Annotated in this window: 10 protein-coding genes; 7 read left to right on the forward strand and 3 right to left on the reverse strand. The window is 60.7% G+C overall.

Going from position 1 to position 13,353, the window contains the following annotated elements:
- The first annotated feature begins 16 nt into the window (after positions 1-16).
- Complete coding sequence (gene flgE / locus AACV02_RS21935) at positions 17-1,327, forward strand: flagellar hook protein FlgE (RefSeq protein ID WP_106576136.1); 1,311 nt, start codon at positions 17-19, stop codon at positions 1,325-1,327.
- A 189-nt stretch (positions 1,328-1,516) separates the two neighbouring features.
- Positions 1,517-2,611 carry a hypothetical protein gene (locus AACV02_RS21940; RefSeq protein WP_177413707.1) on the forward strand — a complete coding sequence of 365 codons (1,095 nt, stop codon included), beginning with the start codon at positions 1,517-1,519 and terminating at the stop codon, positions 2,609-2,611.
- Between the two features lie 89 nt (positions 2,612-2,700).
- Here the strand turns inward: AACV02_RS21940 and AACV02_RS21945 are convergent, their stop codons facing one another.
- Positions 2,701-5,598 (reverse strand): ribonucleoside-diphosphate reductase subunit alpha, encoded by a 2,898-nt coding sequence (locus tag AACV02_RS21945; RefSeq protein ID WP_106576137.1) that lies wholly within the window; start codon positions 5,596-5,598, stop codon positions 2,701-2,703.
- A gap of 716 nt (positions 5,599-6,314) precedes the next feature.
- On the opposite strand from AACV02_RS21945, the gene AACV02_RS21950 reads away from it, so the two are divergent.
- Positions 6,315-7,040: a response regulator gene (locus AACV02_RS21950; protein ID WP_106576138.1), complete on the forward strand. Its 726-nt coding sequence runs from the start codon at positions 6,315-6,317 to the stop codon at positions 7,038-7,040.
- The gene (locus AACV02_RS21955; protein ID WP_119741975.1) at positions 7,037-8,647 is read left to right on the forward strand and encodes an ATP-binding protein; all 1,611 of its coding nucleotides are present in this window, start codon (positions 7,037-7,039) and stop codon (positions 8,645-8,647) included. The genes AACV02_RS21950 and AACV02_RS21955 overlap by 4 nt, the downstream gene beginning before the upstream one ends.
- Positions 8,648-8,730: 83 nt before the next feature.
- Here the strand turns inward: AACV02_RS21955 and AACV02_RS21960 are convergent, their stop codons facing one another.
- Positions 8,731-9,447 (reverse strand): 4'-phosphopantetheinyl transferase family protein, encoded by a 717-nt coding sequence (locus AACV02_RS21960; protein ID WP_119741977.1) that lies wholly within the window; start codon positions 9,445-9,447, stop codon positions 8,731-8,733.
- Between the two features lie 138 nt (positions 9,448-9,585).
- Here AACV02_RS21960 and AACV02_RS21965 point away from each other — a divergent pair, with 138 nt between their 5' ends.
- The 3 genes from AACV02_RS21965 to AACV02_RS21975 are packed head-to-tail and all read left to right on the forward strand — an operon-like array spanning position 9,586 to position 11,933.
- Entirely contained in the window at positions 9,586-9,894 is a 309-nt protein-coding gene (locus AACV02_RS21965) for a hypothetical protein (protein ID WP_119741979.1), read from the forward strand.
- Positions 9,895-9,912: 18 nt separating this feature from the next.
- The gene (locus AACV02_RS21970) at positions 9,913-10,590 is read left to right on the forward strand and encodes a response regulator (RefSeq protein WP_017138377.1); all 678 of its coding nucleotides are present in this window, start codon (positions 9,913-9,915) and stop codon (positions 10,588-10,590) included.
- Complete coding sequence (locus AACV02_RS21975; protein ID WP_106576142.1) at positions 10,587-11,933, forward strand: ATP-binding protein; 1,347 nt, start codon at positions 10,587-10,589, stop codon at positions 11,931-11,933. Before AACV02_RS21970 ends, AACV02_RS21975 begins: the two co-directional genes overlap by 4 nt.
- A gap of 129 nt (positions 11,934-12,062) precedes the next feature.
- Here the strand turns inward: AACV02_RS21975 and AACV02_RS21980 are convergent, their stop codons facing one another.
- Positions 12,063-13,061, reverse strand: a complete 999-nt coding sequence (locus tag AACV02_RS21980) for an AraC family transcriptional regulator (protein ID WP_119741981.1) — start codon at positions 13,059-13,061, stop codon at positions 12,063-12,065.
- Positions 13,062-13,353 lie beyond the last annotated feature (292 nt).

Genomic DNA, 13,353 nt, shown 5'->3' on the forward strand with positions numbered 1-13,353 from the left:
GCAGAAGGAGAGAAACATGTCTTTTAACATCGGCCTTAGCGGCCTCTATGCGGCCAACAAACAGCTGGACGTGACCGGCAACAACATCGCCAACGTCGCGACCACGGGCTTCAAATCGTCCCGTGCCGAGTTCTCGGACATCTACGCCGCGTCCAAGCTGGGCACCGGCCAGAACAGTGTCGGCAGTGGTGTGAACCTGGCGGCCGTTTCCCAGCAGTTCACCCAGGGTGACGTCAACAACACCGGCGGTCTGCTGGACATGGCGATCCAGGGCGGCGGCTTCTTCGTTCAGAAGGGCAGTGACGGCTCGCTGGAATACACCCGCAGCGGTGCCTTCCGTTCGGATAAAGACGGCTACGTCACCAACAACACCGGCACCTCGCGCCTGCAAGGCTACGCGGCGGACGCCGACGGCAATATCATCAAGGGTGCGCTGACCGACCTGCAATTGAACCTGTCGAACCTGCCGCCCAAGGCTTCCACCAAAGTCGACTCCACCAGCAACCTGAACTCGTCGTCGCCGGTGATTGATCAGACGACCAAGCCGTTTGATCCAACTGACTCCACCACGTTCAGCACTCAATACAACACCACCTTGTATGACACCCAGGGCAACGCCCACCCAATGGTGCAATACCTGGTGAAAACGGATTCCAACACCTGGAAATCCTACACCCTGATCGATGGCCGTAACCCTGACGGTTCGGCGCCTACCGGCACAGGCTCGACGCCGCCGGTCGCCTCGACGTTGAGCTTCGACGGTTCCGGCAAGCTCACCGGGATTGTTACGGGCACCACTTCCAGCACCACCTTGCAGCTGACCGGCTGGGTGCCGGGCACAGTGACCAACGGCGTGTGGACCAAAAACGGTGCGAACGCCAACCCTGGTGGGATTGCCATCAACATGAGCAACATCACCCAGTACAACTCGGCCACCTACCGTAACCCACCGGTCACCGATGGCTACGCTACCGGCCAGATCACCGGTCTGAACATTGACGGTAACGGCGTGTTGTTCGCGACCTTCAGCAACCAGCAGAGCAAGGCCATCGGCCAGCTTTCCCTGGCCAGCTTCAACAACGAACAAGGCCTGCAGCCGGCGGGCGGCACCACTTGGAAAGAAACCTATGCGTCGGGTCAGCCGGGTTACGACACCCCGCAAGCCGGCACCCTGGGTTCGATCGTGTCCAAATCCCTGGAGAACTCCAACGTCAACCTGACCAACGAGCTGGTGGACCTGATCAAGGCCCAGAGCAACTATCAGGCGAACGCCAAGACCATCTCCACTCAGAGCACCATCATGCAGACCATCATTCAGATGACCTGATGCTGTTGGCCTGACGCGCACGCGCAACGAAAGCCCCTTGATCGAGGGGCTTTTTTTTGCCTGCCATTTGGCATCGGGGAATATTCCCACCTCTGGCCTGATCACAGCCGACAGGCCCATGTTGGAACCGGCCACACGGTTCTTCCCACTCATCAAGCCTCAACGTGTTCGATCACAAGGTGGCTCGGTATGGGAAGTTCGTCGATGTCCGGCCAGGGGGCTGGAGTTGTGCGTTATGGCGTGGGGTGGGCGGGGCAGTACCTGAGTGGAGTCAGCCGGTCAGAGGGCAGCCGGGATGCGGTCGATGCCGATAAAGACGCGGTCACGCAGCTTCTCAGGCAGTTGGATGACGCCGAAAAAACCGCCAAAAACCAGACTGTCCAGGACCTGCGCGACAAGCTCAATGAAAAGCGAAACGCGCTGGGAGAGGAAAAATTCAAAGCGATCCTTGAGCAGTTGAAGCGGGAGGCGGTTACAGATTTTCTTGCGCTGTTGAAGAGGCTGTTTCCAGAGCTGTTTGCAGATGAGCCAACTCCGTCTCCAGCACCTTCACCAACACCCTCGCCAGACCGCGGTGGTGGCGGCGGCGGTGGCGGTGATGGCGGTCGGGTTAGTCCAAGCGATTTTGGCGGCAGTGAGCCCATGAGTAATCTGCCGATTACCGAAGGCTCCAAGCATTTCAACTACAAGCCGGACGCAAGTAACCCGGGCAAGAAACCGGACAATATCTGGAGTGGATTCAGCCAGGGGCCCGATGGTAATTGCGTCACGGTTGCCGCGATAAAGGGGGCGATGATGAAGTTTGGGCAGAAGCCCACTGATGTTTTCGCTGAGGTGCATGAGACCGCTGGTGGCTATCACGTCAAGATGCGCGATGGCTTCGAACTGGATTTATCCAAAGCTGAACTGAGGCACGCCGCCAGCTACGCACAGTTCAAGGGGGATAATCCCTCGATGATGACCGACGCCAACTTTATGTACGCCGTAAGTGCCAAGCGTGCACAGATGGAAGGGAATGGTTTTGATGACGACCCCGAGGTCGCCAGGCAGAGTTTCGCGCATGCGATGCAAAGCTTGAACAATGGCGAGATGGGGCGAGAGGCGCTGGACCGGCTTGGATTGAATGGTCTCTATAAAGACTCTTCGAGTTCAGCGCTGGCAAGCGGCGCACTGGGCGTGGTGGATTATGGCGGCCATTCAATGGCGGTGATTGGCGGTCGCGTAGAGTTGTGGGGAGGGCGAGGCGGCGCTCCCCAGGAAGGCAACGCCTACGAATTCGTTTAGCGTAAAAACAAAAAAACCGATAAACCCATTGCAGCAGGGTCTATCGGTTTTTTTCAATCCCGGGCAATCAAGCCCGGGATCAGCTCAGCTTATTGGCAAGCTTCGCAATCCGGCTCATCAATCGCGCAGGCCTTAGGCACTGGCGCTGGACCGGCTGGTGCTGCGAGAACCGAATCATCACCGTGGTTGCCGCCGCTGGAAACAGCGTTCAGCTTACCGGTGTTGATGGTCGACTTCTCGGTGCTGGTCGCGGCCAGGGCACGGAGGTAGTAAGTGGTTTTCAGACCACGGTACCAGGCCATGCGGTAGGTCACGTCCAGCTTCTTGCCCGAAGCGCCGGCGATGTACAGGTTCAGCGACTGCGCCTGGTCGATCCACTTCTGACGACGGCTGGCCGCGTCAACGATCCACTTGGTGTCCACTTCGAACGCAGTTGCGTAGAGCTCTTTGAGTTCTTGCGGGATGCGCTCGATCTGCTGCACGGAACCGTCGTAGTACTTCAGGTCGTTGATCATGACCGAGTCCCACAGGCCGCGAGCTTTCAGGTCGCGAACCAGGTACGGGTTGATCACGGTGAATTCGCCCGACAGGTTCGATTTCACATAGAGGTTCTGGTAGGTCGGTTCGATCGACTGCGACACGCCAGTGATGTTGGCGATGGTGGCGGTCGGTGCGATGGCCATGATGTTGGAGTTACGAATGCCTTTCTGTACACGGGCACGTACCGGCGCCCAGTCCAGGGATTCGTTCAGGTCAACGTCGATGTACTTCTGGCCACGCTGCTCGATCAGGATCTGTTGCGAATCCAGCGGCAGGATGCCTTTGGACCACAGCGAACCCTGGAACGTCTCGTAGGCACCGCGCTCGTCGGCCAGGTCGCAGGAAGCCTGGATCGCGTAGTAGCTGACCGCTTCCATCGACTTGTCGGCGAACTCGACCGCAGCGTCCGAACCGTAAGGAATGTGCTGCAGGTACAGCGCGTCCTGGAAGCCCATGATGCCCAGGCCGACCGGGCGGTGCTTGAAGTTGGAGTTCTGAGCCTGTGGTACCGAGTAGTAGTTGATGTCGATAACGTTATCGAGCATGCGAACGGCGGTGTTCACGGTGCGTTCCAGCTTGGCGGTGTCCAGCTTGCCGTTGACGATGTGGTTCGGCAGGTTGATCGAGCCCAGGTTGCAAACGGCGATCTCGTCCTTGTTGGTGTTCAAGGTGATCTCGGTGCACAGGTTCGAGCTGTGGACCACGCCCACGTGCTGCTGCGGGCTGCGCAGGTTGCACGGGTCTTTGAAGGTCAGCCATGGGTGGCCGGTTTCAAACAGCATGGACAGCATTTTGCGCCACAGGTCTTTGGCCTGGATGGTCTTGAACAGCTTGATCTTGCCTGGGTACTGGGACAGGGCTTCGTAGTACTCGTAACGCTCTTCGAAGGCCTTGCCGGTCAGGTCGTGCAGGTCTGGCACTTCGGATGGCGAGAACAGGGTCCATGGGCCGTCATCGAAGACACGCTTCATGAACAGGTCAGGGATCCAGTTGGCGGTGTTCATGTCGTGGGTACGACGACGGTCATCACCGGTGTTCTTGCGCAGCTCGATGAACTCTTCAATGTCCATGTGCCAGGTTTCCAGGTAGGCACACACAGCGCCTTTGCGCTTGCCACCCTGGTTCACGGCTACAGCGGTGTCGTTCACCACTTTCAGGAACGGTACAACGCCCTGGGACTTGCCGTTGGTGCCCTTGATGTACGAACCCAGTGCACGCACAGGGGTCCAGTCGTTGCCCAGGCCGCCGGCGAATTTGGACAACATGGCGTTGTCGTGGATCGCGTGGTAGATGCCCGACAGGTCATCCGGCACGGTGGTCAGGTAGCAGCTCGACAGCTGTGGACGCAGGGTGCCGGCGTTGAACAGGGTTGGGGTCGACGACATGTAGTCGAAGGACGACAACAGGTTGTAGAACTCGATGGCGCGGTCTTCTTTGTGCTTCTCTTCGATCGCCAGGCCCATGGCCACGCGCATGAAGAACACTTGCGGCAGTTCGAAACGGATACCGTCCTTGTGGATGAAGTAACGGTCGTACAGGGTCTGCAGGCCCAGGTAGGTGAACTGCTGATCGCGCTCGTGGTTAATCGCCTTGCCGAGTTTTTCCAGGTCGAAGGTGGCCAGGATCGGGTTCAGCAATTCGAATTCGATACCCTTGGCGATGTAGGCAGGCAGGGCCTTGGCGTACAGGTCAGCCATCTCGTGGTGGGTGGCGCTGTCGGCGACTTTCAGGAAGCCCAGGCCTTCGGCACGCAGGGTGTCCATCAGCAGGCGCGCGGTCACGAACGAGTAGTTCGGCTCACGTTCAACCAGGGTACGGGCGGTCATCACCAGGGCGGTGTTGACGTCGGTCAGGGCCACGCCGTCGTACAGGTTCTTCAGGGTTTCGCGCTGGATCAGGTCACCGTCGACTTCTTCCAGGCCTTCGCAGGCCTCGGTGATGATGGTGTTCAGGCGGCCCAGGTCCAGCGGTGCAAATGTGCCGTCAGCCAGGGTGATGCGGATCGACGGGTGAGCTTGCACGGCAGCTTCTTCAGCCGGGGTGCGTACCGCGCGTTCCTTGGCGCGCGAGTCACGGTAGATCACGTAGTCGCGGGCAACTTTCTGCTCGCCGGCACGCATCAGGGCCAGTTCGACCTGGTCCTGGATTTCTTCGATGTGGATGGTGCCGCCCGAGGGCATGCGACGCTTGAAGGTTGCGGTGACTTGTTCGGTCAGGCGGGCAACGGTGTCATGGATGCGCGACGAGGCAGCAGCGGTGCCGCCTTCAACTGCAAGAAACGCTTTGGTGATGGCGACGGTGATTTTGTCATCGGTGTAAGGAACGACAGTGCCGTTACGCTTGATCACTCGCAGTTGGCCAGGTGCAGTGGCGGACAGATCCATATTCGAATCAGCGGCCTGCGGCACGGAGCCCTGCGGGTTCTCGCGAGTTGTGTCGGTTTGCATGGGGGGTTGTCTCCACATTCTATATTTATTTGGGCACCATCACGGTGCCCACCGTTCCGTCCTGAAGCACTTACAGCAGGCCTGGGCCTGGCATAACAACTTCGGGACAGGAGGAAGGGAGCTCATCGCGCCGCTTCCATGCCGAAGTCTTCGGTTCGGGCCTTGAGGCGCCCTTCGCCGTATTCCTGGTGGGTGACAGTTGCTCGCTTCAAGCACTGCAACACCCGTACCGCTTTCTGCCCTGGAGGCTGGAAAACGGCTGCCATCCGCGTGCGCGGTTTGGGCTTTTAGAAAATGCGTTGGTTCCAACCAAACGGGAGCAAGAAAGCGCTTGAGTTTCTTGTCTGATCTGTGTTTGGTTTTTTCGCTTAAAACCCTACATGTAGGGTTTTTTTAGCGCCGAGGTACAAGATAATGCGTTTTGGGGGGCTTAGCAACGCACTACCTGTGGATAACGCTGTGGGTAAAATGTGTATGAAACGTAGAACGCCCGTGTAGGCCGCAGTACTACTGGATCGCGCCGTTTGTCACCGAATATTCCAAGGTAAAAACAGCTGATTGGAATTTTGAGGGCGCGAACCCTACCACAAAAAAACGTGATCACCGAATGGATTTCCCGGCTTGTGCCAGAGGGCTGGCGCATGGCTACAATCGGCCTTCAATAGAGGCAGTAGTGTGTGCCCCGTAGATGACAATAATTAGAACCGAGGTAGCGCATGGAGCAAGAAGCCTGGCAGATATTGATCGTCGAGGACGACGAGCGATTGGCCGAGTTGACCCGTGATTATTTGGAGAGCAACGGCCTGCGGGTGGCGGTGGAAAGCGACGGCGCCCTGGCGGCGGCACGCATCATTGCCGAACAGCCCGACCTGGTCATCCTCGACCTGATGCTGCCCGGCGAAGATGGCCTGAGCATCTGCCGCAGCGTGCGCGAGCGCTATGACGGTGTGATCCTGATGCTCACTGCACGCACCGATGACATGGACCAGGTGCAGGGCCTGGACATGGGCGCCGATGATTACGTGTGCAAACCCGTGCGCCCGCGACTGTTGCTGGCGCGTATCCAGGCCCTGCTGCGGCGCAGTGAGCCGGCCTTGCCGATTGCCGTGGAAAACCAGCGTCGCCTGCAATTTGGCCCTTTGGTGGTGGACAACGCCCTGCGCGAAGCCTGGCTGCACGAAGGCGGTATCGAGTTGACCAGTGCCGAATTCGACCTGTTATGGCTACTGGTGGCGAATGCCGGGCGCATCCTGTCGCGCGAGGAAATCTTCATCGCCTTGCGCGGCATCGGCTATGACGGCCAGGACCGCTCCATCGATGTGCGCATCTCACGCATTCGCCCCAAAATCGGCGACGACCCGATCCATCCGCGCCTGATCAAGACCATCCGCAGCAAAGGCTACCTGTTCGTCCCCGAAGCCGCTGCCGATATGCCGCTGTGAACTCGATCTTCCTGCGCATCTATGGCGGCATGTGCGCGGCGCTGATCCTGGTCGCGCTGCTGGGCGTACTGGCTCTGCACCTGCTCAATGAAGTGCGCAGCGGTCAATACCGTGAACGCCTGGCCCACGGCACCTTCGCGTTGATGGGCGACAACCTGCAGCCCATGAGCGCCATCGAACGCCAGCGCGCCCTTGCGGTGTGGGAGCGTTTGCTGGGCATTCCCCTGGAGTTGCGCACACTCACCGACGCGCAACTGGACCTGAGCCAACGCAACCGCCTGCAACGCGGCCAGGTGCTGGTCGAGCAGACCGGGCCGCATGCCGCGCGGGTGCTGCGCCTGGTCAGCGAGCAGGAACAGCTGGTACTCACCGGCGAAGTGCAACAGATCAGCGAGCAATTGGCCCGCGCGACGATTTACCTGTTGGCGGACGAACTGGTGCGCTTCCCGGTCGCCGAGCAACCGCAAAAGCTGGCCGACATCAAGCAAGCCAAAGGTTTTGGTTTTGACATGCACCTGATGACCCTGGATCAAGCGGACATGGACGACGATCAGCGTCGCCGGGTGTCGGAAGGCGATACGGTGATGGCCTTGGGCAAGGGCGGCGATTCGATCCGCGTGTTTGCCGGCATGGTCGGGACGCCATGGGTACTGGAAATCGGCCCGCTGTACCAAATGAACCCTTACCCGCCGCAGTGGCTGATCCTGATCGCCTTGATCAGCCTGACCCTGATCGGCTTGATCGTGTATTTATTGGTGCGCCAGCTCGAGCGGCGGCTCAAGGGGCTGGAAGCGGCGGCCACACGTATTGCTAAAGGCAATCTGGAGGTCCGCGTGCCGGCACGCGGCGCCGACTCGGTGGGGCGGCTGGCGGCGGCCTTTAATGGCATGGCCGAGCACTTGCAGCAGTTACTGGCGATTCAGCGTGAGCTGGTGCGGGCGGTGTCCCACGAATTGCGCACTCCGGTGGCACGCCTGCGCTTTGGCCTGGAGATGATCGGCGGCGCCGCCGGCCCCGAGGCGCGGCGCAAATACATGGATGGCATGGACAGCGACATTCAAGACCTGGATGGCCTGGTTGACGAAATGCTCACCTACGCGCGCCTGGAGCAGGGCGCGCCGGAGCTGAATTTCCAGCGGGTCGACCTCAGCGCGTTGCTCGATCAGGTGATCGGCGAATTGTCGCCACTGCGCCCTCAGGTCAACGTGGCCCGCGGTATTTGCTTGTCGTCGGCGCATTGGGACGATGCCTGGGTCGATGCCGAACCGCGCTACCTGCACCGCGCCGTGCAAAACCTGGTGAGCAATGCGATGCGCCACGCCCAGGGCGAGGTGTTGATCAGCTACCAGGTCGGCCAGGTGCGGTGCCGCATCGATGTGGAAGACGACGGCCCCGGTGTGCCGGAAAGCGCCTGGGAGCGCATTTTCACGCCGTTTCTGCGCCTGGACGACAGCCGCACCCGCGCCTCGGGCGGGCACGGCCTGGGGTTGTCGATTGTGCGGCGGATCATCTATTGGCACGGCGGGCGGGCGTTGATCAGCAAGAGCAACAACCTGGGCGGGGCGTGTTTCAGTTTGAGCTGGCCACGGGATCAGGAGAAGGCTTGAGATCGCTATCGCAGGCAAGCCAGCTCTCACAGGGGGAATGCATGCAAAAAAGTGGGAGCTGGTTTGCCTGCGATGGCGGTAGATCAGGCCCGGATGGCCACCAGGCTCAACAACTGCTCCCCGTCCACCCCAAACTGCCCCTCCAGCTCTGTGCCGTGGCACCACTCAGCCGACAGGTCGGTTAGCAACCGCAACCGCACATGCCCGGCTGCTGACCACTCCACCACCTCGGCATGTTCGAAGTAAAAGCGCTTCTGCACGATCGGGTAGAGCGCCTTGAACAGACTTTCCTTGGCCGAAAACGTCAGCGTCACCAACAAGGCAACCTGCTCGCGCGGCACGCTTGCCATGCGCTGCATTTCTTCAGCCGTCAGAATCTCCCCGGCCAGGCGTTCGGCCCGGTCCAGGGCCAGCACATTCTCCAGATCCATCCCCAGCCCACGCCATTGCGCTTTGTGCCCGACAATCGCCGCAGCGTGCCCGGTGCTGTGGGTGATTGAGCCGCTGATGTGTTCAGGCCACACCGGCGCACGGTCTTCGCCGATGGGCGGCACGCAATCGAGGTGATCGAGTTGTTGCAGTGCCGCGCGGGCGCACAGGCGGCCGGCGAGAAACTCCGCCTGGCGCTTGGCCACCGAGCGCTGGATGCTGGCCGGAGGCGGCACCGCGCAACGCTGGAAATCACCGGCAGCTAATAAGGCCGGATCGAAACGGGTGCTCAGAAACACCGTGCCCGGCAACGGAGCGGGCAGCGGCCAATGGGCATCAAGTGGGGTGCAGCAAGCGGGTAGAGGCGTCATGCGCGGTATTTTGCGTCAGTTGGCGCGCCAGTGGATAGCCCGTCACGGTTCAGGCCCGGTTCAGAGCCCGTTCAGGGGGAGTTCAGGGGCGCCTGCGTAGTCTGGGCTCAACAGCCAAAACGCGTAGAGGTAAGCACCATGACTGCGATCAAAAAGCTGATGTTGGCGTTAACCATGCTCAGTGCCACTGCCGGCGTCCAGGCGTCGGACGGTGCATTTGCGGCATTTGGTGGCGAGAAAACCAAAAAGTCCAGCAACCTGATCCATCGTGTCAGCTTCGAAGACGCGGGCACCCAGGCCGCGCCGTGGGGCCAGTCCCTGGGCCTGAGCGCCGCGCAACCTGCCTACCGCACCGGTTACGAACACCTGACGGGCCAATACAATGGCATTAAACTGCGCCCGCAAGACTTGCAGGGCCGCTATGATATCCCCCTGTCGGACAGTTGAATTGCCTTGGAGAGCCTTATGAAATTGCTGGTCGTGGAAGATGAGGCGCTGTTGCGTCATCACCTGTTCACCCGCCTGACCGACAGCGGGCACGTGGTCGAGGCCGTGGCCAATGCCGAGGAAGCCCTGTACCAGACCGGGCAATTCAACCATGACCTGGCCATCATCGACCTGGGCCTGCCCGGCATGGGCGGCCTGGACCTGATCCGCCAACTGCGCAGCCAGGCCAAGACCTTCCCGATCCTGATCCTCACCGCCCGCGGCAACTGGCAGGACAAGGTCGAAGGCTTGGCGGCCGGCGCTGACGACTATGTGGTCAAGCCGTTCCAGTTCGAAGAGCTGGAGGCGCGGATGAACGCCTTGCTGCGCCGCTCCAGCGGGTTCACCCAGTCGACCATTGTTGCCGGGCCCTTGCTGCTGGACCTCAATCGCAAGCAAGCATCCCTGGATGAGCAGCCGCTGGCGCTGACCGCCTATGAGTATCGGATTCTCGAATACTTGATGCGCCACCATCAGCAAGTCGTCGCCAAGGACCGCTTGATGGAGCAGCTTTATCCCGATGACGACGAGCGTGATCCAAACGTGATCGAAGTGCTGGTCGGCCGCCTGCGCCGCAAGCTGGAAGGGCCGGCGGGGTTCAAGCCGATCGACACCGTGCGGGGTCTGGGTTACCTGTTTAATGAGCGCTGCCGTTGATACGCTCGTTACGTGTGCGCTTGATGCTGGCGGCCACCACCCTAGCCGTGTTGTTTATGCTGGGCTTATTGCCCGCCATGCAAGGGGCGTTCAGCCTGGCGCTGCAGGATTCCATCGAGCAGCGCCTGGCGTCGGACGTCACCACTCTGATTTCCGCTGCGCGCGTCGAAAACAACCGCCTGCTGATGCCGGCGCAGTTGCCGGACGAACGTTTCAACCTCACCGATAGCCGTCTGCTTGGCTATATCTACGACCGTGAAGGCCATCTGGTATGGCGCTCACGCGCTACTCAGGAAGAAAATATCAACTACAAGCCGCGCTACGACGGGCGCGGTAACGAGTTCGCGCGCATTCGCGAAGCCAATGGTCAGGAATTTTTCGTGTATGACGTCGAGGTCAAGCTGCTGGGCGGCAAGAGCGCGGCGTTCAGTATCGTGGCCCTGCAGCCGGTGCGCGAATACCAGCTGACCCTTGAAGGCCTGCGGGAAAACCTTTATTTGGGGTTCGGCGCGGCCTTGCTGGTGTTGCTGACGTTGCTGTGGCTGGGCCTGACGTGGGGCCTGCAGGCGCTGCGGCGCCTGAGCCAGGAACTTGACCAGATCGAAGGCGGCACCCGCGAAAGCCTTTCCGAGGAGCATCCCCGTGAATTGCTGCGTCTGACGGGCTCTCTCAACCGGTTGCTGCACAGCGAGCGTGAACAACGGGCGCGCTACCGCGATTCCCTCGACGACTTGGCCCATAGCCTGAAAACGCCGCTGGCCGTGTTGCAGGGTGTGAGTGAGGACATGGCGCAGCGCCCGGAAGATCGCGGCCAGGCCTGGGTATTGCAATCGCAGATCGAACGGATGAGCCAGCAGATCGGCTACCAGCTGCAGCGTGCCAGCCTGCGTAAAAGCGGCCTGGTGCGCCACCAGGTGCGCCTTGAGCCGGTATTGCAAAGCTTGTGCGACACGCTGGACAAGGTCTATCGCGATAAACGCGTGACGGTGACCTTTGAGTTGCCGGCCGAATGCGATGTGCCGATCGAGAAGGGCGCGTTGCTCGAAATGCTCGGCAACTTGCTGGAAAACGCCTATCGCCTGTGCCTGAGCGAAGTGCGCATCAGCCTGACAGAAAGCCTCGAAGGCACCGAGTTGTGCATTGAAGATGACGGGCCGGGCGTGCCACCTGATCAGCGTGCGCGGATCCTGCAAAGGGGCGAGCGGCTGGACCGCCAGCATCCGGGGCAGGGCATCGGTCTGGCGGTGGTCAAGGACATTATCGAAAGCTACAGCGCGCGGCTGACCTTGGGCGACTCACCATTGGGCGGCGCGGCGTTCAAGATTCACTTTCCGGCCTTGTGATCTCTGTTGACTCCACTGGCCCCTTCGCGAGCAAGCCCGCTCCCACATTTAACCGCGTTTATCCTGTAGGAATGCGGTCGAATGTGGGAGCGGGCTTGCTCGCGAAGGGGCCGGCAATGGCACACACCGCTAACTCTCCTGCGCCCGATACGCCCCAGGCGTCAAGCCCGTCCACTTCTTGAACGCCCGATGAAACGCCGACGGCTCAGAAAACCCCAGCTGCTCGGCAATCTCCTGCAAAGACAAATCGGCCCGTCCCAAGTGATAGATGGCAATGTCCCGTCGCAATTCATCCTTGAGCGCCTGAAAGCTGGTGCCTTCCTCACGTAAATGCCTGCGCAGGGTTTGAGGGCTGATGTGTAGGTGCTGCGCGACCGCTTCGAGGTCCGGCCAGGGCGTGCGGTCACGGCTCAACAAGCGGCGCAGCTGGCTGCTCAGGCTGTCGCCTTCATCCGGCCGCGACAGCAGGTCGGCGGGGGAGCGCTCAAGAAAATGCTTGAGGGTGCGTTCGTCCTGCAGCAGCGGCAAGCTCAAGTAGCGGCTGGGAAACACCAGGCTGCTGTGTGGCGCGCCGAATACCTGAGGGCAGGGAAAGAGCAGGTCATATTCGCCGGCATGGGCCGGCATCGGGTAGCTGAACGTTGCCTGTTGCAGGCGGATACGCTGGCCGATCAACCAACTGCCCAGGCGATGCCAGATCACCAGCAGGCATTCACTGAGGAAGTGATCCGGGTCCCACAACTGCGAATCGTCCAGGCTCAGCCGGGCCATGTCGCCTTCTCTCGTCAGCTGCCAGCGCGGACCCTGTGGGAATAGGCTATAAAATAATAAGCCGCGTTCCAGAGCCTTCTCCAGGGTGCGGCAGTGAATCAGCGCGTGGCACATCATGGCGAAAGTGCCGCGCTTGCTCGGACCTTCGGCGAACCCCAGGTATTCGTCGTCCAGCGCCAGCCACAACATCTGCAACAGCCGGGTAAATTGCTCGGGGGCGATGCGGGCGCGGGGTTCGGTCAACAGCTCTGGGGTGATGCCCACCTGCAGCAGCAGGCCCGAGCAGTCGTAGCCCGCCCGGCGCGCACCACCGAGGGCGGCTCGGGCGTAGTGGCTGGCGATGGTACGTTCACGCATGTGAGGGCCTCGTCCATGGAGTGGCGGATGTTAGCCATCACCGGGAGGGGCGACAAGGCGGATATCCGCCAAATTGTAGGACGAGACCGGGTGGCCTGGCGGAATTCCGCCACATCTCCCAAGGTGTGCAGGGCCGTCGCCGTGCCCCCAGCCCTGATGTCTAAAGGCCTTCAGCGTTTTTAAGCGATGTGGCACGGCGTTTGCGATACAGAGAACAGCGCAGGCCGGTTTCAACGGACCTCGCAAACAACAAATCCCTCCAGTGCAGGAGGGTTCGCAATTCAAGTGTCGT

This window comes from Pseudomonas sp. Larv2_ips, assembly GCF_963879675.1.
Classification (GTDB): Bacteria; Pseudomonadota; Gammaproteobacteria; order Pseudomonadales; family Pseudomonadaceae; genus Aquipseudomonas.